Annotated in this window: 24 protein-coding genes; 20 read left to right on the top strand and 4 right to left on the bottom strand. The window is 59.8% G+C overall.

Translation table 11 applies throughout. The features are described from left to right. The first annotated feature begins 36 nt into the window (after nucleotides 1–36). A complete protein-coding gene (locus U6037_RS09355; protein ID WP_322846520.1) occupies nucleotides 37–678 on the top strand; it encodes an SLATT domain-containing protein in 642 nt (213 codons plus the stop codon). A gap of 97 nt (nucleotides 679–775) precedes the next feature. Here U6037_RS09355 and U6037_RS09350 read toward each other — a convergent pair whose 3' ends face one another. Then, on the bottom strand, nucleotides 776–1747 hold the full coding sequence (locus U6037_RS09350) for a GlxA family transcriptional regulator (RefSeq protein ID WP_322846519.1): 972 nt from the start codon (nucleotides 1745–1747) through the stop codon (nucleotides 776–778). Between the two features lie 89 nt (nucleotides 1748–1836). Here U6037_RS09350 and inhA point away from each other — a divergent pair, with 89 nt between their 5' ends. From inhA to U6037_RS09335, 3 genes are all read left to right on the top strand, one after another. After that, entirely contained in the window at nucleotides 1837–2523 is a 687-nt protein-coding gene (gene inhA / locus U6037_RS09345; RefSeq protein WP_322846518.1) for an isonitrile hydratase, read from the top strand. 230 nt (nucleotides 2524–2753) lie between these two features. Further along, nucleotides 2754–3545 carry a CPBP family intramembrane glutamic endopeptidase gene (locus U6037_RS09340; RefSeq protein ID WP_322846517.1) on the top strand — a complete coding sequence of 264 codons (792 nt, stop codon included), beginning with the start codon at nucleotides 2754–2756 and terminating at the stop codon, nucleotides 3543–3545. 102 nt (nucleotides 3546–3647) lie between these two features. After that, nucleotides 3648–5213, top strand: coding sequence for a PAS domain-containing methyl-accepting chemotaxis protein (locus U6037_RS09335; RefSeq protein WP_322846516.1), 1566 nt, complete (start codon nucleotides 3648–3650; stop codon nucleotides 5211–5213). A 257-nt stretch (nucleotides 5214–5470) separates the two neighbouring features. Here the strand turns inward: U6037_RS09335 and U6037_RS09330 are convergent, their stop codons facing one another. Further along, nucleotides 5471–5836, bottom strand: coding sequence for a DUF6124 family protein (locus U6037_RS09330; RefSeq protein WP_134174955.1), 366 nt, complete (start codon nucleotides 5834–5836; stop codon nucleotides 5471–5473). Between the two features lie 1065 nt (nucleotides 5837–6901). Further along, a complete protein-coding gene (locus U6037_RS09325; RefSeq protein ID WP_322846515.1) occupies nucleotides 6902–7582 on the bottom strand; it encodes an alpha/beta family hydrolase in 681 nt (226 codons plus the stop codon). A gap of 95 nt (nucleotides 7583–7677) precedes the next feature. Here U6037_RS09325 and ccoN (U6037_RS09320) point away from each other — a divergent pair, with 95 nt between their 5' ends. From ccoN (U6037_RS09320) to hemN, 16 genes are all read left to right on the top strand, one after another. Beyond that, nucleotides 7678–9102: a cytochrome-c oxidase, cbb3-type subunit I gene (gene ccoN / locus U6037_RS09320; protein ID WP_008082029.1), complete on the top strand. Its 1425-nt coding sequence runs from the start codon at nucleotides 7678–7680 to the stop codon at nucleotides 9100–9102. A 10-nt stretch (nucleotides 9103–9112) separates the two neighbouring features. After that, complete coding sequence (gene ccoO / locus U6037_RS09315) at nucleotides 9113–9721, top strand: cytochrome-c oxidase, cbb3-type subunit II (protein ID WP_008082031.1); 609 nt, start codon at nucleotides 9113–9115, stop codon at nucleotides 9719–9721. Between the two features lie 3 nt (nucleotides 9722–9724). Continuing rightward, nucleotides 9725–9922 carry a cbb3-type cytochrome oxidase subunit 3 gene (locus U6037_RS09310; protein WP_008082033.1) on the top strand — a complete coding sequence of 66 codons (198 nt, stop codon included), beginning with the start codon at nucleotides 9725–9727 and terminating at the stop codon, nucleotides 9920–9922. Next, nucleotides 9919–10872 carry a cytochrome-c oxidase, cbb3-type subunit III gene (gene ccoP, locus U6037_RS09305; protein WP_322846514.1) on the top strand — a complete coding sequence of 318 codons (954 nt, stop codon included), beginning with the start codon at nucleotides 9919–9921 and terminating at the stop codon, nucleotides 10870–10872. The genes U6037_RS09310 and ccoP (U6037_RS09305) overlap by 4 nt, the downstream gene beginning before the upstream one ends. A gap of 482 nt (nucleotides 10873–11354) precedes the next feature. Then, nucleotides 11355–12797, top strand: coding sequence for a cytochrome-c oxidase, cbb3-type subunit I (ccoN, locus tag U6037_RS09300; protein WP_322846513.1), 1443 nt, complete (start codon nucleotides 11355–11357; stop codon nucleotides 12795–12797). Beyond that, the gene (gene ccoO / locus U6037_RS09295) at nucleotides 12797–13405 is read left to right on the top strand and encodes a cytochrome-c oxidase, cbb3-type subunit II (protein ID WP_007917161.1); all 609 of its coding nucleotides are present in this window, start codon (nucleotides 12797–12799) and stop codon (nucleotides 13403–13405) included. The genes ccoN (U6037_RS09300) and ccoO (U6037_RS09295) overlap by 1 nt, the downstream gene beginning before the upstream one ends. Before the next feature lie 5 nt (nucleotides 13406–13410). Then, a complete protein-coding gene (locus U6037_RS09290; RefSeq protein ID WP_003175465.1) occupies nucleotides 13411–13596 on the top strand; it encodes a CcoQ/FixQ family Cbb3-type cytochrome c oxidase assembly chaperone in 186 nt (61 codons plus the stop codon). Next, nucleotides 13593–14576 carry a cytochrome-c oxidase, cbb3-type subunit III gene (gene ccoP / locus U6037_RS09285; protein WP_093431872.1) on the top strand — a complete coding sequence of 328 codons (984 nt, stop codon included), beginning with the start codon at nucleotides 13593–13595 and terminating at the stop codon, nucleotides 14574–14576. The genes U6037_RS09290 and ccoP (U6037_RS09285) overlap by 4 nt, the downstream gene beginning before the upstream one ends. 532 nt (nucleotides 14577–15108) lie before the next feature. After that, nucleotides 15109–15363, top strand: coding sequence for a type II toxin-antitoxin system Phd/YefM family antitoxin (locus tag U6037_RS09280; RefSeq protein ID WP_322847300.1), 255 nt, complete (start codon nucleotides 15109–15111; stop codon nucleotides 15361–15363). After that, a complete protein-coding gene (locus U6037_RS09275; RefSeq protein WP_322846512.1) occupies nucleotides 15363–15782 on the top strand; it encodes a type II toxin-antitoxin system VapC family toxin in 420 nt (139 codons plus the stop codon). The genes U6037_RS09280 and U6037_RS09275 overlap by 1 nt, the downstream gene beginning before the upstream one ends. A 295-nt stretch (nucleotides 15783–16077) precedes the next feature. Continuing rightward, nucleotides 16078–17493, top strand: a complete 1416-nt coding sequence (ccoG, locus tag U6037_RS09270) for a cytochrome c oxidase accessory protein CcoG (protein ID WP_322846511.1) — start codon at nucleotides 16078–16080, stop codon at nucleotides 17491–17493. 11 nt (nucleotides 17494–17504) lie between these two features. Beyond that, complete coding sequence (locus U6037_RS09265; protein ID WP_242209532.1) at nucleotides 17505–18044, top strand: FixH family protein; 540 nt, start codon at nucleotides 17505–17507, stop codon at nucleotides 18042–18044. Between the two features lie 191 nt (nucleotides 18045–18235). Then, nucleotides 18236–20686, top strand: coding sequence for a heavy metal translocating P-type ATPase (locus tag U6037_RS09260; RefSeq protein WP_322846510.1), 2451 nt, complete (start codon nucleotides 18236–18238; stop codon nucleotides 20684–20686). Between the two features lie 22 nt (nucleotides 20687–20708). Further along, the gene (ccoS, locus tag U6037_RS09255) at nucleotides 20709–20921 is read left to right on the top strand and encodes a cbb3-type cytochrome oxidase assembly protein CcoS (protein WP_322846509.1); all 213 of its coding nucleotides are present in this window, start codon (nucleotides 20709–20711) and stop codon (nucleotides 20919–20921) included. Further along, nucleotides 20914–21597, top strand: a complete 684-nt coding sequence (locus tag U6037_RS09250) for a sulfite exporter TauE/SafE family protein (protein WP_322846508.1) — start codon at nucleotides 20914–20916, stop codon at nucleotides 21595–21597. The genes ccoS and U6037_RS09250 overlap by 8 nt, the downstream gene beginning before the upstream one ends. A gap of 170 nt (nucleotides 21598–21767) precedes the next feature. Continuing rightward, complete coding sequence (gene hemN, locus U6037_RS09245) at nucleotides 21768–23150, top strand: oxygen-independent coproporphyrinogen III oxidase (protein WP_322846507.1); 1383 nt, start codon at nucleotides 21768–21770, stop codon at nucleotides 23148–23150. On the opposite strand, the gene U6037_RS09240 is transcribed toward hemN, so the two are convergent. Beyond that, nucleotides 23147–23629 (bottom strand): hypothetical protein, encoded by a 483-nt coding sequence (locus U6037_RS09240; protein WP_322846506.1) that lies wholly within the window; start codon nucleotides 23627–23629, stop codon nucleotides 23147–23149. The two genes, hemN and U6037_RS09240, sit on opposite strands and share 4 nt — an antisense overlap. Nucleotides 23630–23632 lie beyond the last annotated feature (3 nt).

The raw sequence follows: 23632 nt of genomic DNA, 5'->3' as shown, positions 1-23632 counted from the left end.
TACAAAAACGATCAACAGGGACAGTAAGGACTATAAATGCCAGCGCCAGAAAACGATCAGCAGAAACCAGAGCCCTTCAAGGCATTCCTTGACGCGCTTAAATCGATCCACGGAGCGAAACAAGACAAAGCTTCTCTCAAACGCATCGTCGAAGAAATGAACACGCTCATTCATAACAATGTCGACTATTACGCCAGAGTAGGTAAAAGACATAGTTCAAGAGCAACCATAACGCGTTGGACTGCCATCGTGTTCGGCACAATCGGTGTGCTTGCCCCTTTGTTAGGCGGAATCAATGACTGCTTCAAAGGCCTGGTTGGGTGGGGCTATCCCGCCCTCGCAATCGCAGGTGCGGCAATGTTGGCAGATCGCTCTTTTGGCTACACCCGAGGCCATATTCGCTATGTGATCGCGCGCCTGGAACTAAAGCACCTGATGACCAACTTCCAAGTGCAGTGGTCGTTGTGGCTAGCCAATAACCCTCAAGAACAACTTCAGCCACACCAACTGAAGGAAGTCGAGGCACTTCTGCAAACATTCGTCGACCGTGCTCATGAGATCGTTATGGCCGAAACTGCCGTATGGGGCATCGCTGTAGTGGAAGACATGCAGGAGCTGAAAAACCTGATTGGGCAAAACTCGCAAACCAAGTCCGACGCCTCGAAGGACCCTGTTTGATTTCGCATTACCGCCAAGTACTGAACGCCCTGTTTCCGCAGAGCAAGCGTCATGCCGTAACGGCATGACGCTTTTCCGACTCGCCTCCCCTCGCGGTCTAATCTGCTGCCACAGTGACCGAAAACCGCTCCCGATACGCCTGCGGCGTCACCCCGATGGCGCGCAGGAAACTGCGCCGTAGCGTTTCTTCGCTACCAAACCCGCAATTGGCCGCGATGCGTTTGACTGGCAGGCCAGTGTCGCTGAGCAGGCGCCGCGCCGTCTCGACGCGGATCAGTTCGATCGCTCGCGCCGGGGTCTGCCCCGTGTCGGCTCGGTAGTGGCGGACGAAACTGCGTTCGCTCATGCCCGCCTGCTCGGCGAGGGTCGGAATGCCGAGGTCGCAGGTAAGATTTTCGGCGATCCACGCGTGCAACTCATCAAAGCGATTGCCCTGATTTTGCAACGACAGGGTCACGCTGAACTGCGACTGTCCGCCCGGACGTTTGAGAAACACCACAAGATGCCGGGCGACGTCCAGGGCGATGTCGCTGCCCAGATCTTCTTCAACCATCGCCAACGCCAGATCGATGCCGGCGGTGACACCCGCCGACGTCCACACCGGGCCGTCATTAATGAAAATCGGATTGGCCTCGACGTGCAAATTCGGATGTTGCTGCGCCAGTTGTTCGCAGCGGGTCCAGTGGGTGACCACGCGGCGGCCGTCGAGCCAGCCACTCGCGGCCAACAGAAACGCGCCGGTGCAGACCGAGGCTACCCGTCGACATTTGGCGGCGTGTTCGCGCACCCAATCCACCAACAACACATCTTCAGCCGCCGGATAAATGCCCCAGCCACCGGCGATGATCAAGGTGTCGCTGGGCGCTTCGGGCAACGGCTCGGCCAACACCGCCAAACCCGCCGACGACATCACCGCCCCGCCGCCGCAGGCGATCACGCTCGGCGCGTAAGGCATCGGCAAGCCGCGCTGACGGGCGAGGTCATTGGCCGAGGCAAACACCTGCAAGGGCCCGGTGACGTCGAGGATCTGCATGTTGGCGAACGCGAGTACGTGGATGGCTTTGGGCATTTGGCGTAATTCGTGGGGTGATTGGCGTATGCGCCAGAACCTACGCGCCTACAGTGAACCCGTCCACCCCTTTTCATGGAGCAAGAACGATGACGTTGCAGATCGGTTTTCTGTTGTTTCCGCAGGTTCAGCAACTCGACCTGACCGGCCCTTATGACGTGCTTGCCTCGTTGCCGGACGTACAGGTGCATCTGATCTGGAAGGATCTGATGCCGGTCACCGCCAGCACCGGGCTGCTGCTGAAACCGACCACCACGTTCGAGGATTGCCCGTGTCTGGATGTGATCTGCATCCCCGGTGGCGGTGGCGTCGGCGCGTTGATGGAAGACGAGGTAACGCTGGCCTTCATCAAGCGTCAGGCTGCGCAGGCGAAGTACGTGACATCGGTGTGCACCGGCTCGCTGGTGCTCGGCGCGGCGGGCTTGCTGCAAGGCAAGCGCGCAACCACGCATTGGGCCTATCACGATTTGCTGCCGACGCTGGGGGCGATTGCGGTAAAGGATCGGGTGGTGCGTGACGGCAATCTGTTTACCGGTGGCGGGATAACAGCGGGGATTGATTTTGCCTTGGTGCTGGCGGAAGAGTTGGTGGGTGCCGATACGGCGCAACTGATCCAGTTGCAATTGGAATACGCGCCGGCGCCGCCGTTCAATTCCGGCAGCCCGGAGACTGCGCCGGGAGCGGTTGTCGCTGAAGCCCGTTTGCGTGCAGCGCCATCGCTGAAGCTGCGCACGGAAATCACCGAGCGTGCGGCAGCGAAACTCAACTTGCACTGATTCCTCAGGCAAATACAACACCCTGTGGGAGCTGGCTTGCCAGCGATAGCGGTGGATCAGTCGATGAAGATGTCGGATGTACAGGCCTCATCGCTGGCAAGCCAGCTCCCACAGGTATCTGTGTTGACCACAGGTTTGTCCACTACCCCGATTTGCCGCCACACCTTCACTTGTCCCCACGCCTTCACCCGTGTAGAAAGCCCTTCCACAAATTTGCACAGGGACTTTCGATGAAGGCTTTGCCATGGCTCTATCTGGCGCTTCTCAGCCTCGGTTATGGATGGGCGCTGAGCTACGGCCACCTCGGCTGGCTCGCTTTGATTTCCGTGGGGCTGCTGGTGTTCGCCGGTTTTGCCGTGCGCCAGCAACAGGTGCCAGTCGCGCGTTTTCTTGGTCATGGGCTGTTCATCGTGTTGGCCGTGGCGTTGGCGCTGCACTGGTTACCGGGTTTCGCCAACGGTCGGGCTATCGATCCGCAGCGCTTCACCGACAACGCCGTGCCGTTCTCGATGTACCTGAATCTGGATAAACCGCTGATTGGTTTCTGGCTGCTGCTGGTGTGCCCGTGGATTGTCGGGCGCCGTTCGTTGCGCCTGAGCGTCTACGCCACCGCCCTCGCCCTGACGCTGAGCGCGGTTCTCGCCCTCGGCGGCGCGCTGTTGCTGGGTGTGATTGCCTGGGCGCCGAAGTGGCCGGATCAGGCGTGGCTGTGGGTGCTCAATAATCTGCTGCTGGTGACCTTGGTCGAGGAAGCGCTGTTTCGCGGCTATATACAGGGCGGCCTCAGCCAGCGCCTCAAACCCCTGCCTTACGGTGAAAACCTCGCCCTGCTGCTGGCCTCGCTGCTGTTTGGTCTGGTGCACGCCGGCGCAGGCTGGACCTGGGTGTTGCTGGCAGGGCTGGCCGGGGTCGGCTATGGTCTGGCCTACCGTTTTGGCGGACTCGGCGCGGCCATCGCCACGCATTTCGGCCTGAATCTGCTGCATTTCGGTCTGTTCACCTATCCGATGCTCGCGGGCTGAAGCAAGCGCCGTTTTGCGACGCCGTGCTGATTATTGAAAAAAAACTTCAATAAAAAGCTGTCACCGCCGACAACCTTTCAAAGCCTTGCGGATTGAAAAACCATGCGTAATAACCAGCCCATTACACAACGCGAACGGACTTTCCCGGCTCAGCAGCGGTTGATTTCCACAACCGACGCCAAGGGCGTGATCACCTACTGCAACGACGCTTTCGTCGAAATCAGCGGGTTTTCGCGTGAGGAACTGATCCGTGCGCCGCACAACCTGGTCCGTCACCCCGACGTCCCGGCTGCGGTGTTTTCGCACATGTGGGGCACACTGAAACAAGGCTTGCCATGGATGGGCATTGTCAAGAATCGCTGCAAGACCGGTGACCATTACTGGGTTAACGCCTATGTCACACCGGTGTTCGACGGCAATCAGGTGGTCGGTTACGAGTCAGTGCGGGTCAAACCCACTGCCGAACAGATCCGCCGTGCCGAAGCGCTCTACCAACGCATCAACCAGGGCAAGTCGGCGATCCCTTCCACTGATAAATGGCTGCCGGTGTTGCAGGACTGGCTGCCGTTCATTCTGGTCAGCCAGTTGAGTTTCATAATCGGCGCGACCCTGAACTCGCAGTGGGGTTTTGCCCTCGCCGCCGGTCTGTCGGTGCCATTGGGCCTGATGGGCCTGCAATGGCAGCAACGCGGGCTCAAACGCCTGCTGCGTCTGGCCGAGCAGACCACTTCCGACCCGTTGATCGCACAGATGTACACCGACAGCCGTGGCGCGCAGGCACGTCTGGAAATGTCGATCCTCAGCCAGGAAGCACGCCTGAAAACCTGCCTGACCCGCCTGCAGGACACCGCCGAACACCTGACCGATCAGGCCAAGCAGTCCGACGCCCTGGCGCACAACAGCTCCACCGGTCTGGAACGTCAGCGCGTGGAAACCGAACAGGTCGCCACCGCCGTCAACCAGATGGCCGCCACTACTCAGGAAGTGGCGAGCCACGTACAGCGCACCGCTGACGCGACACAGGAAGCCAATCGCCTGACCGGTCGCGGTCGTGACATCGCCGGGGAAACCCGCGAAGCCATTCAGCGTCTGTCCGTAGTTGTTGGGGAAACCGGTTTGACCGTCACCCAACTGGCCAAGGACAGCGACGAAATCGGCGGTGTGGTGGATGTGATCAAAGGCATCGCCGATCAGACCAACCTGCTGGCACTGAACGCTGCGATTGAAGCAGCGCGTGCCGGTGAGATGGGCCGTGGTTTCGCGGTAGTGGCCGATGAAGTTCGCCAACTGGCGCAACGCACCAGCGAATCGACCGGGCAGATTCACGCCCTGATCGCCAAGTTGCAGCAAACGGCGTCCAGCGCCGTGCAAACCATGGAAGCCGGGCATCGCCAGGCGGAAGAAGGTGTGGCGCGGGTGCTGGAGGCGGATCAGGCGCTGGTCGGGATCAGTGAAGCGGTGGCTAATATCACCGACATGACCACGCAAATCGCTGCCGCGACCGAAGAGCAAAGTGCGGTGGCTGAAGAGATCAGCCGCAACATCAGCAATATTTCGGAGCTGGCGGATCAGACTTCCGAGCAAGCGCATAACTCGGCGTTGTTGAGTGAAGAGCTGACGAAGACGGCGAATACGCAGTACTCGTTGGTGGAGCGGTTTAACCGCTGATTGAACTGGCGATAACAAAAAACCCGGAGAGCGAGAGCTTCCGGGTTTTTTGTTGTGTCAGTGAACATTTCCCCCTCACCCCAGCCCTCCCGAAACGTCGGACCGCCCCCAAGGGGCGAGGGGGAAAGGGAGTCGATCTCTGTGCATTTCAGAATTTGAGTTCGACTCGGAATCTCAAGTCGATGTACCTCGCACATTCACCTCGGTCAGTCCCCTCTACCTCTGGGAGAGGGTTAGGGTGAGGGCTGGCCCCATAACTACTGAGGCAGCTTCAATTTATCCAGCAGCCGATTGACCAACAGCTCGTTGAGCATGATCACCTGTTGCAGCGCCAGCAGCGGTTTGCGCTCCGGGCCGCCGATTGAGTTGGCGATGTTTCCGGCCATGGCATGGGCGTATGAAAGCGACTCGCTCGCCTCGACCAGCAGCGTTTCGTCATCCAGCGTGGGGTCGACGAGATAGACCGGGCGAAACTTGGGCGAGCTTGGCGGAGCACCCAGGGCTTCGGGTCGGAGGTAGTAGTCGAGGGCGCGGTCGGTTGCTTCTTTGATCTTTTGCGGGCTAATCGCGGGGTCGTGTGGGATTGGATCGGTAACGGGCGGGTTTGGTGTGATTTTGAACATAGGTGTAACTCCAGTTTCGAATATTAGGAGCCATCACCCTCGCTACCAAACGAGTGGGTGGTGGCCATACGTGGGTTGGTAGACCGGTCGAAACGGGAAACCCGGCGCTCACGAATGAGCCCCACGCATGCCCACCATAAAAATCTGAGCCCCCAAAAAGGGACTGCATACGGTGACGCCATACGGTTTCGAAGCGGGCTACCAAACCCGATCACTGCTTTTCAGTGACAGGGACACGATACAACCCACCTCATAGCCGCGTAAGCAGGCGGATTCTGGCGTACGCGTAGGTAACGGCGCAAGGTGTTGTAGGCCCCATGGCGTAACGGGCTGTGTACTTTAAACACGCTAACGGAATCATGTTTACGCACAGGAAATGCTGGGTAGTGAGGGCTTCCAGTTTTTTATCGTGTCAGCGAAATCGCCCCTCACCCTAGCCCTCTCCCAGAGGGAGAGGGGACTGATCGAGGTGTTTGGGAGAGGTACGCCGACGTGCAATAGCGCGTTGAACTCAGGCTTTGAAAAGCTCACAAATCGGCTCCCTCTCCCTCGGGAGAGGGCTGGGCGGGCGGCGTTCCGATGAGGGGCAGTCACAACACAAATTAACAGCCGAACACCGCTGGGCCCTTAACCACTCAATAGGCCGAGTGTCAGCTCGCCTGCTTTTGATCTTGATCCACAGGCGACGTCGGAAGGCTGAGTGGAGGGATTGATCCGGGCGTGGGAGCGCAGCGACCGTTTGGCGCAGCCAAACACAGCGAGAGGAGGTGCAGCGAAGCAAACCGTAGGCGCTGCGCCCGGATCGATCCCGGAGCGAAGGAACCCCGAGCTTTAGCGAGCGGGCCGGACGTAGGAGCAAGCCTTTTGGGTTACCTTTTCGGCGTTTGGAAAAGGTGACCCGCCGTAAGGGCGGAACCCTAAGTGGCCGTTACCGCAGCAATGGATATCTACCCAAAAGATATGTCGTAGCTGAAATCGATCCCCCTCACCCCAGCCCTCTCCCCCATGGGGGCGAGGGGAAAGGGAGCAGATCTTCATGCAGTTCAAAATCTCAGCCCGGCTCGGTCACTTGCTGAGAAACACGGACACTTTCTGCGCGGCGCTGGCCAAATGCTGCTCATGGGTAAACCCGGAAACCTTTAATGGCTTGAGGTCATGATCCCCGGCCGCGAGCCACGCCACCTCAATACTCGGTGACAAGGTATAAGCCTCAACCGCCTCCCGATTGCCCAGCGCATCCCGCTCCCCCTGCACAATCAACGTCCGCGCCTGCAAAGAAGCCAAATGCTCAACCCGAGGCTTCTCCGGCTTCCCCACCGCATAAAACGGATAGCCCAGACACACCACCGCATCGGCACCCAATTCGTCAGCCAAAAGACTCGCCATCCGCCCACCCATGGACTTCCCGCCAATGGCCAAAACCCCAGTGACATGACGCCGCACCTCGGCATACACCTCACGCCAACATTCCTGCGATTTCCCCGCAGGATTCGGCGGCCGCTTCACCCCATCCACCCGCCGCTGCGCCATATACGGAAACTCAAACCGCAACACATTCACCCCAAGCCCGGCAAGGCGCCGAGCCATATCGTTCATCCACTCGCTATCCATCGGCGCACCAGCACCGTGGGCAAGGATCAACGTCGCTGAAGCCTCACCACTGGCGGCGTTCCAAAGCCATCCATGATCGAGCACGCACTGCGCCCATTGATCCCCGTCAATACTGGCCTTGTGCTGTTTGTCCATGCTTGCCTCGCTTTTAGTCTGCCTATAACTCCAGACGAAGGATTCGCCGCGTGTCTTGCGCGCGCTCACTTCGGCTGAACCGTGGATGGGGAACCATGAACACTTCTATCAGTACCGCCTACAACTACAAGGTGGTCCGCCAATTCGCCATTATGACGGTGGTGTGGGGCATCGTCGGCATGGGGCTCGGGGTTTTTCTCGCGGCCCAATTGGTCTGGCCCGAACTCAACTTCAATTTGCCCTGGACCAGTTTCGGCCGTCTGCGCCCGCTGCACACCAACGCGGTGATCTTCGCGTTCGGTGGCTGTGCGCTGTTCGCCAGTTCGTTCTACTCGGTGCAACGCACCTGCCAAACCCAGTTGTTTGCACCAAAAATCGCCGCGTTCTGCTTCTGGGGCTGGCAACTGGTGATCCTGCTGGCGGCGATCAGCCTGCCACTGGGTTACACCAGCTCCAAGGAATACGCCGAGCTGGAATGGCCGATCGACATCCTGATCACCATCGTCTGGGTCGCCTACGCCATCGTGTTCTTCGGCACGATCATGCAGCGCAAGACCAAGCACATTTATGTGGGCAACTGGTTCTTCGGCGCGTTCATCATCACCGTGGCGATTCTGCACATCGTCAACAACCTTGAGTTGCCGGTGAGTTTCACCAAGTCCTACTCGGTGTACGCCGGTGCAACCGACGCGATGGTGCAATGGTGGTACGGCCACAACGCCGTAGGCTTTTTCCTCACCGCCGGTTTTCTCGGGATGATGTACTACTTCGTGCCGAAACAGGCCGAACGTCCGGTGTATTCGTATCGCCTGTCGATCGTGCACTTCTGGGCCTTGATCACCCTGTACATCTGGGCCGGCCCGCACCACTTGCACTACACCGCACTGCCGGACTGGGCACAGTCGCTGGGCATGGTGATGTCGCTGATTCTGCTGGCGCCGAGCTGGGGCGGCATGATCAACGGCATGATGACCCTCTCGGGCGCCTGGCATAAGTTGCGCAGCGACCCGATCCTGCGCTTCCTCGTGGTGTCGCTGGCGTTCTACGGCATGTCGACCTTCGAAGGTCCGATGATGGCGATCAAGACTGTAAACGCCCTCTCCCACTACACCGACTGGACCATCGGCCACGTCCACGCTGGCGCCCTCGGCTGGGTGGCGATGATTTCCATCGGTGCGCTGTACCACATGATCCCGAAAATCTTCGGCAAGGCGCAGATGCACAGCGTCGGCCTGATCAACGCGCACTTCTGGCTCGCAACCATCGGCACCGTGCTCTACATCGCCTCGATGTGGGTCAACGGCATCGCCCAGGGCCTGATGTGGCGCGCAGTCAACGAGGACGGCACGCTGACCTACTCCTTCGTCGAAACCCTGGTGGCCAGCCACCCAGGCTTCGTCGTGCGGCTGATTGGTGGGGCGATCTTCCTCAGCGGCATGTTCCTGATGGCTTACAACACCTGGCGCACCGTGCGGGCCTCGCAGCCTGCTGACGTCGTTGCCGCCGCGCAGATGGCCTGAGGAGTTCGCCATGAAACACGAAACGATTGAAAAGAACGTCGGCCTGTTGATGTTGCTCATGGTCTTTGCCGTGAGCATCGGCGGCCTGACCCAGATCGTCCCGCTGTTCTTCCAGGACGTCACCAACAAACCGGTGGAAGGCATGAAGCCCTACACCGCGCTGCAACTGGAAGGCCGCGACATCTATATCCGCGAAGGCTGCGTCGGCTGTCACTCGCAGATGATCCGCCCGTTCCGCGCCGAAACCGAGCGCTACGGGCACTACTCGGTAGCGGGCGAAAGCGTTTGGGATCACCCATTCCTCTGGGGTTCGAAACGTACCGGTCCGGACCTCGCCCGGGTCGGCGCGCGCTACTCGGATGACTGGCACCGCGCGCACTTGTACAACCCGCGCAACGTCGTACCGGAATCGAAAATGCCGGCCTACCCATGGCTGGTCACGCAGGCGGTCGACAGCAGCCACACCGAAACCAAGCTCAAAGTCATGCGCACCCTCGGCGTGCCGTACACCGACGACGACATCAGCGGCGCGGTGGCCAGCCTCAAGGGCAAGACCGAAATGGACGCCCTCGTCTCCTACCTGCAAGTGCTCGGCACTGCGATCAAGAGCAAGAGGTGAGCCATGGTCATTGAAATGAGTGCAGGCCTGATTCGCGGCCTCGGCACGGTCGTGGTGTTCGTCGCCTTCGTTGGTTTGACGCTTTGGGTGTTCAACCGCAAGCGCACCCCGGAGTTTGCCGAAGCACGTCTGCTGCCGTTCGCCGACGAACCGCAAGCCGAAACAACCCAAGCAAATGAGACAAGGAGTACCCGGCCATGACCACCTTCTGGAGTACGTGGATCTGCGTACTGACCATCGGCAGCCTGATCGGCCTGACGTGGCTGCTGATCGGCACCCGCCGGGGCGAGACCAAGGGCAGCGTCGACCAGACCATGGGCCACAGCTTCGACGGCATCGAGGAGTACGACAACCCGCTGCCACAGTGGTGGTTCATGCTGTTCGCCGGCACGCTGGTGTTTTCCGTGGGTTATCTGATCCTCTATCCGGGCCTGGGCAACTGGAAAGGCATCCTGCCGGGTTACGAGGATGGCTGGACCGGCGTGCACGAGTGGGAAAAGGAAATGAACAAGGCCGACGCCAGGTTCGGGCCGATTTTCGCCAAGTTCGCCGCCATGCCGGTGGAAGAAGTGGCGAAGGATCCGCAGGCGCTGAAAATGGGTGGCCGCTTGTTCGCCTCCAACTGCTCGGTGTGCCACGGCTCCGACGCCAAAGGTGCGTTCGGTTTCCCGAACCTCGCCGACAGTGACTGGCGCTGGGGCGGCGATGCCGAGACCATCAAGACCACTATCATGGGTGGCCGGATGGCGGCGATGCCAGCATGGGGCGAAGTGTTGGGCGAGGCCGGGGTGAAAAACGTGGCCGCTTACGTGCGTCATGAACTGGCCGGTCTGCCATTGCCCGCCGACAGCAAGGCCGACCTGCAAGCCGGACAGCAAGCGTTCAGTACCACCTGCGTAGCCTGTCATGGGGCAACCGGCCACGGCACTGAAGCCATGGGTGCGCCGAATCTGACGCACCCGGCCGGGTTTATCTATGGCACCAGCCTGACTCAACTCGAGCAGACCATTCGCCATGGTCGCCAGGGCCACATGCCGGCGCAGAACGAACTGTTGGGTAACGATAAAGTGCAATTGCTGGCCGCTTATGTGTACAGCTTGTCGCACGGATTGAATACAGAAAAACTTATTACTGAAGACAACAATAAGTAGTCATTGCGTACACCTCTGCCGCACCATTCTCGGTGCGGCAGCATCCAGCCCCTTTGCGACGCATTGTCGCACCCCTTCGCACCCTCTCCTTTCGGTTCCTCTGATTCGGGTCTACGCTTGCTCGATGCGGACTGGCTTGTGCCGGTTCCAGGTCAACGCTGACTGCTGTGTTCCGCGAACCGGCTGACTGATGTGGCCGCAAACGCCGGTAGATACCGGCTGTCGTGCCATTCACCGTCCGTCACCCGAACCGAGCGTTTGAACACACCCCGTTACAAGCGACCTGAACCCCTCGCTTTTTTCGTCCGCTGCGACATTTTGTCCGAGGCCGATTTTGTCCTTACGCGGCGCATGGAAAGGCCGCAGAATCAGCGTTGGAAAGCATTGACCCAGGTCATGGCGCGTTGCAATGACCCCCTGCTCTCTGCATACTTGCGGCCGATTTTAATCCTAATAAAACACCCAAACCGTGGAACCTTAGAATGAGCACAGCAATCAGTCCGACTGCTTATAACTATAAGGTAGTCCGCCAGTTCGCCATCATGACGGTGGTCTGGGGGATCCTTGGCATGGGGCTCGGTGTCTTCATCGCCTCGCAACTGGTCTGGCCGGAATTGAACTTCGGTCTGCCGTGGACGAGCTTTGGACGCCTGCGCCCGTTGCACACAAACCTGGTGATTTTCGCCTTCGGTGGTTGTGCACTATTTGCCACTTCCTACTATGTCGTGCAGCGAACCTGCCAGACGCGACTGATCTCCGACAGCCTCGCCGCCTTCACCTTCTGGGGCTGGCAAGCGGTGATCGTCGGCGCAATCATTACCTTGCCGCTGGGTTACACCACCACCAAGGAATACGCGGAACTGGAATGGCCGATCGCCATTTTGCTGGCCATTGTCTGGGTCACCTACGGTCTGGTGTTCTTCGGCACCATCACCAAGCGCAAAACCAAGCACATCTACGTGGGTAACTGGTTCTACGGTGCGTTCATCGTGGTCACGGCGATGCTGCACATCGTCAACCACATGTCGCTGCCGGTGAACCTGTTCAAGTCCTACTCCGCCTACTCGGGCGCGACCGATGCGATGATCCAGTGGTGGTACGGCCACAACGCCGTAGGCTTCTTCCTCACCACCGGTTTCCTCGGGATGATGTACTACTTCGTGCCGAAACAGGCCGAACGTCCGATCTACTCGTATCGCCTGTCGATCGTGCACTTCTGGGCACTGATCACCCTGTACATCTGGGCCGGCCCGCACCACTTGCACTACACCGCCCTGCCGGATTGGGCACAATCGCTGGGCATGGCGATGTCGATCATCCTCCTGGCGCCAAGCTGGGGCGGCATGATCAACGGCATGATGACCCTGTCGGGCGCCTGGCATAAGCTGCGCACCGACCCGATCCTGCGCTTCCTCGTGGTCTCGCTGGCGTTCTACGGCATGTCGACCTTCGAAGGTCCGATGATGGCGATCAAGACCGTCAACTCGCTCTCGCACTACACCGACTGGACCATCGGCCACGTACACGCCGGCGCTCTCGGTTGGGTGGCAATGATTTCGATCGGCGCGATCTACCACATGATCCCGAAACTGTTCGGCCGGGCGCAGATGCACAGTGTCGGTCTGATCAACGCACACTTCTGGCTCGCGACCATCGGCACCGTGCTGTACATCGCGTCGATGTGGGTCAACGGCATCACTCAGGGCCTGATGTGGCGTGCAATCAACGATGACGGCACCCTCACCTACTCGTTCGTTGAGGCGCTGCAAGCCAGCCACCCGGGCTACATCGTTCGTGCGCTGGGCGGTGCATTCTTCGCCAGCGGCATGTTCCTGATGGCTTACAACGTGTGGCGCACCGTGCGCGCCTCGAACCCGGTTGAAGCTGAAGCCGCTGCCCAGATCGCTGTCGTTGGAGCTCACTGATGAAGCATGAAGCTGTCGAGAAGAATATTGGCCTGCTGGCCTTCTTCATGGTCATCGCCGTCAGCGTTGGCGGCCTGACCCAAATCGTTCCGCTGTTTTTCCAGGACGTCACCAACAAGCCGGTCGAAGGCATGAAGCCGCGGTCGGCGCTGGAACTGGAAGGCCGCGACGTTTACATCGCCAACGGTTGCGTCGGCTGCCACTCGCAGATGATCCGTCCGTTCCGTGCTGAAACCGAACGCTACGGCCACTACTCGGTCGCCGGTGAAAGCGTCTGGGATCACCCGTTCCTGTGGGGTTCCAAGCGTACCGGTCCAGACCTTGCTCGCGTGGGCGGTCGTTACTCCGATGACTGGCAACGTGCGCACTTGTACAACCCGCGCAACGTGGTGCCTGAATCGAAAATGCCGGCTTACCCGTTCCTCGTGGAAAACAAGCTCGACGGCAAGGAAACCGCCAAGAAAATGGAGGTTTTGCGCACCCTTGGCGTCCCTTACACCGACGAAGACATCGCCGGTGCACAGGATGCCGTGAAGGGCAAAACCGAAATGGACGCGCTGGTGGCCTACCTGCAAGGCCTGGGCACCATCATCAAAAGCAAACGGTGAATTAGATGGATATCGGGATGATTCGTGGCCTGGGCACCGTTGTTGTGATGGTGGCCTTCATCGGTCTGGCGCTGTGGGTGTTCAGCCCCAAGCGCAAGTCGGAGTTTGAAGACGCGACCTTGCTGCCTTTCGCGGATGATCCCGAAGCCATCAAGCACGTCGAGCAAGCTTCTAGGAGTAACAAAGAATGACTACATTCTGGAGTCTGTACGTCACAGTCCTCAGTCTCGGTACGATCTTTTCCCTGACCTGGCTGCTGCTGTCGACCCGTAAGGGCCAGCGCAGCGAACAGACGGACGAGACGGTCGGGCACTCCTTCGACGGGATCGAGGAGTACGACAACCCACTGCCAAAATGGTGGTTCATGCTGTTTGTCGGCACCATCATTTTTGCCTTGGGTTACCTAGTGCTGTACCCGGGCCTGGGCAACTGGAAAGGCCTGCTGCCGGGCTACAACTACCTCGATAACGACAAGCAGACCGCGTTCGCCAACGGCCAGACCGGCTGGACCGGCGTGCACGAGTGGGAAAAGGAAATGGCTCGCTCGGACGCCAAATTCGGTCCGATCTTCGCCAAGTTCGCTGCCATGCCAATCGAAGAAGTCGCCAAAGATCCGCAAGCCCTGAAAATGGGTGGCCGCCTGTTCGCCTCCAACTGCTCGGTGTGCCACGGTTCCGACGCCAAGGGCGCTTACGGTTTCCCGAACCTGACCGACGCCGACTGGCGCTGGGGTGGCGAGCCGGAAACCATCAAGACCACGATCATGGGCGGTCGTCACGCGGTGATGCCGGCCTGGGCTGAAGTGATTGGCGAGCAAGGCGTTGCCGACGTGGCAGCGTTTGTCGTGACCAACCTGGATGGCCGCAAACTGCCGGAAGGCACCAAGGCTGATCCGGCCAACGGCGGCAAACTGTTCGCCGCCAACTGCGTGGCCTGCCACGGTCCGGCCGGCAAAGGCACTCCCGCCATGGGCGCGCCTGACCTGACCCACCCGGGTGCTTTCATCTACGGTTCGAGCTTCGCGCAACTGCAGCAGACCATCCGTTACGGCCGCCAGGGCCAGATGCCGGCGCAGGAACAACTGCAAGGCAACGACAAGGTTCACCTGCTGGCGGCGTATGTTTACAGCCTGTCCCACGGTGAAAAAGCACCGGAAGCGAACGCCGAGTAAGGCCAACGCTTGAAGCACAAAAGGCCCCGCCAATGTTGATTGGCGGGGCCTTTTTTCATGCCGGCATTCATGACTTGAAACGTTTGCCCAATAGACCTGAACAGCAGCCCCCTGTAGGTTTTTCCCACCCCGATGAGCAGCATCGGGTCAACCTTCAAGGATGAAGCCTACATGCCAAAGAATGACGAAAGCACACTGTCAAAACGTTTGCAGCCCCGCCCTGATCATGATGCGACGCCGGTAAAAACGCCTGAGGCGCCCGCACGCTCACTTTCGGCAGACACCGTGGGCCATCCAGGTAACGGGGGCGGTCTGGACGGTCTCGGCGGCGGACGATTGCCCTGACAGACAGGCCAGCAAAACACAGCGAACATTTGCCCAATACCCTGCGCCCCTGCGGTTTGGCAGGGGCGCTTTCGACGGTGCCGTTATGACAGTGATAAACCGATCGTCCGCAATCCACCTTTTCGATTGCCGCGCAAACTCCAAGGTAGTAACGTTTCTACACCCAAATATCTGGAGGCCAAACATGATGGCCATCACGACCATTTCCAGCCGCGAGTTCAATCAGGACACCAGTGCTGCCAAAAAAGCCGCGCATCAGGGTCCGGTCATCATTACCGATCGTGGCAAGCCTGCTCATGTACTGCTGAGCATCGAGGAGTACCAGAAACTGACCGGCAGCCAGACCAGCATCGTCGATCTTCTGGTCATGCCGAATGCGCCTGACATCGAATTCGAACCTGAGCGCGCCGTCATCAGCCCTCGTAGCGTGGATCTGTCTTGATGTTTCTACTTGATACCAACGTGGTTTCCGAACTGCGAAAACCCCAGGCCGACAAACAGGTGGTGACCTGGGCAAACAGCGTCGCCCCGGCCAGCCTGTATTTATCGGCTATCACCGTGCTGGAGCTGGAAATCGGCATTCTGCGTATCGAACGCCGCGACCCACCGCAAGGAGGGATGCTCCGCCACTGGCTTGAGCGTCATGTCAAACCCGCATTCTCGGGAAGAATCCTCTCGGTCGATACCGTCGTCGCGACCCGATGCGCACAGCTGCATGTGCCTGATCGCAGCAATGAATGCGACGCCTTGATTGCCGCCACCGCACTTGTCCATGGACTGACCTTGGTTACCCGTAACGTTTCGGACTTTCAACTGAGCGGCGTTCCTCTGATCAACCCATGGATCGCGGCCAATAACTGATCGTGAAAGTCCCGCCAGATCACTGACGGGGTTTTTTTATGATGGCGAGCCCCAGCGAGGTGAGCAACCCTGGATTAGCCCTCAGGCCAAAACCGTCCATACTCAACAAGTCAATTGACCTGCATCAGGCTTTGCTGCATTCGCTACACCATTCAGGTTTTTTACCCAACGCGACCAAAGGTCGCACCCTTGAGCCAGAGCGACCGGCGTATCATTGCGCCACTGCAACAGCCCTTTTTGACCTTGGTTGGCACGTATCGACCGAGGCATTTTTCCACTGCCGTGGGATGCAATGATGAGCAACCAGATTCCGGTACACGACGTCACACCACCGAGCAAAAACGCGAACAACAGCGTCGACCTTTACGCCTCTCGAGAAAAAATCTACACCCGTGCCTTCACCGGCCTGTTCCGTAATCTGCGGATGATGGGCGGTGCTGCCTTGTTCCTGCTGTATTTCGGTACGGTGTGGCTGAACTGGAGCGGCCATCAGGCCGTATGGTGGAACTTGCCAGAGCGCAAATTCTTCATTTTCGGCGCCACCTTCTGGCCGCAGGATTTCATCCTGCTTTCCGGCCTGTTGATCATTGCCGCGTTCGGCCTGTTCTTCATTACCGTGTATGCCGGCCGTGTCTGGTGTGGTTATACCTGCCCGCAAAGTGTGTGGACGTGGATTTTCATGTGGTGCGAGAAAGTCACTGAAGGCGACCGCAACCAGCGCATCAAGCTCGACAAGGCGCCGATGAGCGCCAACAAATTCCTGCGCAAAGTCGCCAAACATTCGCTGTGGCTGCTGATCGGTTTTGTCACCGGCATGACCTTTGTCGGTTATTTTTCACCGATCCGCGAACTGGTTTTCGAATTCTTCACCGGCCAGGCTGATGGCTGGTCGTACTTCTGGGTCGGTTTCTTCACCCTCGCCACCTACGGCAACGCCGGCTGGTTGCGCGAGCAAGTGTGCATTTACATGTGTCCGTACGCGCGCTTCCAGAGCGTGATGTTCGACAAGGACACGCTGATCGTTTCCTACGATCCGCGTCGCGGTGAAAGCCGTGGCCCGCGCAAGAAAGGCGTCGACTACAAGGCCCAGGGTCTCGGTGATTGCATCGATTGCACCATGTGCGTGCAGGTCTGCCCGACCGGCATCGACATCCGCGACGGCCTGCAGATCGAGTGCATCGGCTGCGCCGCGTGCATCGACGCCTGCGACAGCATCATGGACAAAATGGACTACCCGCGTGGGTTGATCAGCTACACCACCGAACACAACCTGTCGGGGCAGAAAACCCATAAACTGCGCCCGCGCCTGATCGGCTATGCCGTGGTGTTGCTGGCGATGATCAGCCTATTGGTTACCGCGTTCGTCATGCGTTCACTGGTCGGTTTCGATGTCAGCAAGGACCGTGTGCTGTACCGCGAAAACGCTGAAGGCCGGATCGAAAACGTTTACAGCCTGAAGATCATGAACAAGGACCAGCGCGATCACACTTATGTGCTGGAAGCCGCCGGGTTGCCGGATCTGCGCCTGCAAGGCAAGCGCGAGATCAAAGTCGCGGCCGGCGATATCGTCAGCATGCCGGTCGAATTGTCGAGCGCGCCGGAACAACTGCCATCGAGCACCAACGAGGTGAAATTCATCCTCAAGGATGCCGATGACGACAGCGTCCACGTTGAAGCCAAGAGCCGATTCATCGGCCCACAAATCCGTTGAGAGAACTGAACATGCCCGCAGCAAACGCCGCAAGCCCTTGGTACAAGCACCTTTGGCCATGGATCATCATCGGGATTCTGGCCTGCTCGGTGACCCTGACCCTGTCGATGGTGACCATCGCGGTGAACAACCCGGACAACCTGGTCAACGACAACTATTACGAGGCCGGCAAAGGCATCAACCGTTCGCTGGACCGTGAGCTGTTGGCGCAGAATCTGAAGATGCGTGCGGCGGTGCATCTGGATGATGTTACTGGTGAGGTTGATCTGCGTTTGAGCGGTGACAGTCAGCCGAAGACACTGGAACTGAACCTGATTTCGCCGACGCAACCAGAGAAAGATCGCAAGATTGTGCTGACCCGCAGCGAGACTGAAACGGGCCGCTACATCGGTCAATTGGGTGACAAGGTCGAAGGTCGCCGTTTTGTCGAATTGCTCGGCAGTCAGGATGATCACGTGTGGCGCATGTTCGAAGAAGAGCTGGTCAGCCATGACAAGGATCTGCTGCTCGGTGATGAACCGCTGCAAGGTGCGGAAGACCTGAAGAAGTAAACAACTTCAAAAGCCCCCTCACCCTAGCCCTCCCCCCCAGGAGAGGGAACTGATCTCGAGCGTTTGCACGTTTTGTGTATGACAGTGAAGATCCAGGCTCGCACTGATCGGCTCCCTCTCCTTCCGGGAGAGAGTTGGGGTGAGGGCAAGCGGACAACCCCAATGCAAGGGCTTACCCCCTCAACGATGCCATGACCACCCCAATCCCCTGCTACCACTGCGCCCTGCCCGTCCCGTCCGGCAGCCGCTTCACCGCCGTCGTGCTCGGGCAATCCCGCGAGTTCTGCTGCCCGGGTTGCCAGGCCGTGGCCGAAGCCATCGTCGCCGGCGGCCTGGAAAGCTACTACCAACATCGCAGCGAAGCTTCAGCCAATCCGGAAGCGCTGCCAGTGCAACTGACCGACGAATTGGCACTGTACGACCGCGCCGATGTCCAGCAACCCTTCGTCCGTCACGAAGGCGATCTGGCTGAAACCACGCTGTTGATGGAAGGCATCAGTTGCGCGGCGTGCGGCTGGCTGATCGAGAAACACCTGCGCACGCTGCCCGCCGTGGCCGAAGCACGCTTGAATCTGTCCAACCATCGCTTGCACGTGAGCTGGGCCGATGCGCAATTGCCGCTGAGCCAGATCCTCGCCGAACTGCGCCACATCGGTTACGCCGCCCATCCGTATCAGGCCGACCGTGCCAGCGAACAACTGGCCAGTGAAAACCGTCTGGCCCTGCGCCAGCTCGGCGTGGCCGGACTGCTGTGGTTCCAGGCAATGATGGCGACCATGGCCACTTGGCCGGAATTCAACATCGACCTCAGCCCCGAGCTGCACACGATCCTGCGCTGGGTCGCGCTGTTCCTGACCACGCCGATCGTGTTCTACAGCTGCGCGCCGTTCTTCAAAGGCGCGATGCGCGATCTGCGCACGCGCCACCTGACCATGGATGTCTCGGTATCACTGGCGATCGGCAGCGCTTACATCGCCGGGATCTGGACGTCGATCACCGGGGTCGGTGAGTTGTATTTCGATGCGGTCGGCATGTTTGCGCTGTTCCTGCTCGCCGGGCGTTATCTGGAGCGCCGCGCCCGCGAACGCACCGCCGCCGCCACGGCTCAGTTAGTGAATCTGTTGCCCGCTTCATGTCTGCGTCTGGACAACAACGGCCAGAGCGAGCGCATCCTGCTTAGCGAATTGCGCCTGGGCGACAAGATTCTGGTGCAAGCCGGATCGATCCTCCCGGCCGACGGCAAAATCATCGACGGCCAGTCGAGCATCGATGAATCGCTGCTCACCGGCGAGTACCTGCCGCAACCGCGGACGCGGGGCGATACGGTCACTGCCGGCACGCTCAACGTCGAAGGCGCGTTGACCGTGGAAGTTCAGGCTCTCGGACAAGACACACGCCTGTCGGCCATCGTCCGTCTGCTTGATCGTGCCCAAGCGGAAAAACCGCGCCTGGCGGAAATCGCCGACCGCGCTGCGCAATGGTTCCTGCTGTTATCACTGATCGCCGCAGCGGCCATTGGCCTGTTGTGGTGGGAACTGGATTCGTCGCGCGCGTTCTGGATCGTCCTCGCCATGCTCGTCGCGACCTGCCCGTGCGCGCTGTCGCTGGCGACGCCGACCGCGCTGACGGCCGCCACTGGCACCCTGCACAAACTCGGTTTGCTGCTGACTCGCGGTCACGTGCTGGAAGGTTTGAATCAGATCGACACGGTGATCTTCGACAAAACCGGCACGCTCACCGAAGGTCGGTTGGTGCTGCGCTCGATTCGTCCACTCGCGACGCTCGACAGTGATCAATGCCTGAGCCTCGCCGCCGCTCTGGAAAACCGTTCGGAGCACCCGATTGCCCGCGCCTTCGGCCGTGCGCCGCTGGCCGCTGAAGACGTCCACAGCACGCCGGGGCTTGGCCTCGAAGGGTTGGTCGGCGGACAGCGCTTGCGCATTGGCCAGGCAGAATTCGTCTGCGCCCTCAGCGGCGCGGCTATGCCTGCAATGCCCGACGAGGCGGGTCAATGGCTGCTGCTCGGCGACACTCAAGGGCCGCTGGCGTGGTTCGTCCTCGACGACCGTTTGCGTGACGACGCTCCCGCCCTGCTCGCCGCCTGCAAGGCACGCGGCTGGCGCACTTTGCTGTTGTCCGGCGACAGCTCGCCGATGGTCGCCAGCGTCGCCGCCGAACTCGGTATCGACGAGGCCCGTGGCGGCTTGCGTCCGGACGACAAGCTGCAAGTCTTGCAGCAACTGCACAAGGAAGGCCGTAAAGTGCTGATGCTCGGCGACGGCGTCAATGACGTGCCAGTACTGGCGGCGGCTGACATCAGCGTGGCCATGGGCTCGGCCACCGATCTGGCGAAAACCAGCGCCGATGCGGTGCTGCTGTCCAATCGCCTCGACGCCTTGGTGCAGGCTTTTACGCTGGCACGGCGCACGCGGCGGGTGATCATCGAGAACCTGCTGTGGGCGGCACTGTACAATGGCCTCATGTTGCCGTTCGCCGCGCTCGGCTGGATCACTCCGGTGTGGGCCGCCGTCGGCATGTCGATCAGTTCGTTGACCGTGGTGCTCAATGCTTTGCGCCTGACTCGCCTGCCGAGTCCGCCGCCCGCCAGCACCCGCTCGCAAACCCGTCCGCTGCCGGCCTGAGCCGCGCGGGCCTGGAGTACAGATGCCAGCTCTCTACGTGATGATCCCGGCCGCCCTGCTGATCGTGGCCATCGCCGTGTACATCTTCTTCTGGGCGGTGGACAGCGGTCAGTACGACGACCTCGACGGCCCGGCGCACAGCATCCTGTTCGATGATCAGGATCCGAACCACACCGCGGCGGTGGACGAAGCCCGCGCCAACAAACCGGACGACAAGGCGCCTCCTCATGCTTGAACTGGCGCCATTGCTGGTCTCGGCATTGATCCTCGGCCTGCTCGGTGGCGGTCATTGCCTGGGCATGTGCGGCGGTCTGATGGGCGCGCTGACTCTGGCGATTCCCAAGGAACAGCGCAGCCGACGCTTTCGTTTGCTGCTGGCGTACAACCTTGGGCGAATTCTCAGCTATGCCACGGCCGGACTGCTGATCGGCTTGGCGGGCTGGGCAGTGGCCAACAGTCCGGCGGCGCTGTTCATGCGGGTGCTGGCCGGGTTGCTGCTGATTGCCATGGGTTTGTATCTGGCCGGTTGGTGGAGCGGGCTGACGCGCATTGAACGTTTGGGTCGCGGTCTGTGGCGCTACATTCAGCCGGTGGCCAATCGCTTGTTGCCAGTGTCGAGTTTGCCTCGCGCGTTATTGCTGGGTGCGCTGTGGGGCTGGCTGCCCTGCGGACTGGTTTACAGCACGTTGCTGTGGTCGGCGAGTCAGGGCAACGCGCTGGACAGTGCGTTGTTGATGCTTGCGTTTGGCCTAGGCACCTGGCCGGTGCTGCTCGCCACGGGGCTTGCGGCAGAACGCGTCACCGCCATTTTGCGCAAACGCAGCGTGCGCATGGCCGGTGGATTGCTGGTGATCCTGTTCGGCATCTGGACATTGCCCGGGCCGCATCAACATTGGTTGATGGGCCATTAAGATCAAAAGATCGCAGCCTTCGGCTGCTCCTACAGGGAAACGCATTCCAAAGGTAGGAGCTGCCGAAGGCTGCGATCTTTTGATCTTATGCTGTTGATGCAAATCAAGAGGCCCTCAGCCGCCCCCCGATAGACTCGCCACACTGCCAGCCTATCCGGGGGAATGCCCGCATGCTCGACGCCATTCGTTGGGACTCTGATCTGATCCGCCGCTACGACCTGGCGGGGCCGCGCTACACCTCCTATCCGACGGCCGTGCAATTTCACGGTCAGGTCGGCACCTTTGACCTGTTCCATGCCCTGCGCGACAGCCGCAAGGCTCTACGCCCGCTGTCGCTGTACGTGCATGTGCCGTTCTGCGCGAACATTTGCTACTACTGCGCCTGCAACAAGGTCATCACCAAGGATCGCGGCCGCGCGCTGCCTTACTTGCAGCGGCTGGAGCAGGAAATCCAGCTGATCGCCTGTCATCTCGACCCGGCCCAGAAAGTCGAGCAACTGCACTTTGGCGGCGGCACGCCGACCTTTCTCAGTCATGACGAACTGCGGCAGTTGATGGCGCACCTGCGCAAACATTTCAATCTGCTGGATGACGACTCCGGCGATTACGGTATCGAGATCGACCCGCGCGAAGCCGACTGGTCGACCATGGGCCTGCTGCGCGAACTCGGTTTCAATCGGGTCAGCATCGGTCTGCAAGACCTCGATCCGGCGGTGCAGCGCGCGGTCAATCGCCTGCAAAGCCTGGAAGAAACCCGTGCGGTGATCGATGCCGCGCGCACCCTGCAATTTCGCTCGATCAATATCGATCTGATCTACGGTCTACCCAAGCAGACCCCGGAAAACTTCGCCCGCACCGTCGAGGAAGTCATCAGCCTGCAACCGGACCGGCTCTCGGTGTTCAACTATGCGCACCTGCCGGAACGCTTCATGCCGCAGCGGCGGATCAATGGCAATGAGTTGCCGGCGCCCGCGCAGAAACTGGAAATGCTCGAACGCACCATCGAACAGCTCACCGCCGCTGGCTATCGCTATATCGGCATGGATCACTTCGCCCTGCCCGATGATGAGTTGGCGATTGCTCAGGAAGAAGAAACCCTGCAACGCAACTTCCAGGGTTACACCACTCACGGCCATTGCGATCTGATTGGTCTGGGGGTTTCCGCGATCAGCCAGATCGGCGATCTGTACTGCCAGAACAGCAGCGATCTCAACGAGTACCAGAACACCCTGGCCGCCGCGCAACTGGCGACCAGCCGGGGTTTGCTGTGCAACGCCGATGATCGCTTGCGCCGCGCGGTGATCCAGCAACTGATCTGCAACTTCAGCCTCCAATTCGCCGAGATCGAGCAACAGTTCAACATCGATTTTCAGGGCTATTTCGGCGCGCTTTGGCCGCAGCTGCAAGGCATGGCCAACGATGGCCTGATCGAACTCGATCGTGAGCGGATTGAAGTGTTGCCGGCGGGACGTTTGCTGGTGCGCTCGGTGTGCATGGTGTTCGATGCGTACCTGGAACAGCAGAACCGCCAGCGTTTTTCGCGGGTGATCTAGTTTTTCATCAGCAGCGAACCGACCTTCATATTCTGATCCGCCGTCAGGCCCGACTGCCCCACCACTTTGGACAAGGCCAGGTTGGCGGTGATCAGACCCGTATTCAACGCGGCGATGGCGCCGCGCAGAGCGGCCACCTTGATGATCTTTTCTTCGTTGGAAAGGCGCTTGTCGGCCATGACCGTTTCGATAAGCGCCTTTTTCTCGGCAATCTGTTTTTGCAACTTGCGAATCATTTTCAGCAATTGCTGGATGTTCTCCGGCAATCCGCTGTCTTCGATGTCGCGGTTTTCGCCACCGACACTGGCGGATTTTTCAATCGATGCACCGGACAGCGACACTTTGACGCCTTCGACCAAGGTCGGGGTTGCCTCTTCGGTCAAGTCTGGGTCGCGTGCATTGCCGGACGAAGTTTTAAACGTCTCCGGCAATGCGGCAACGTCGCTGCTACCGGGGCTCAGCGTGCCAATCGAGGCCATCGA

Origin of the sequence: Pseudomonas sp. B33.4 (genome assembly GCF_034555375.1) — a bacterium.
Classification (GTDB): domain Bacteria; phylum Pseudomonadota; class Gammaproteobacteria; order Pseudomonadales; family Pseudomonadaceae; genus Aquipseudomonas.
This window is presented reverse-complemented; position numbering and strand designations above follow the sequence as displayed.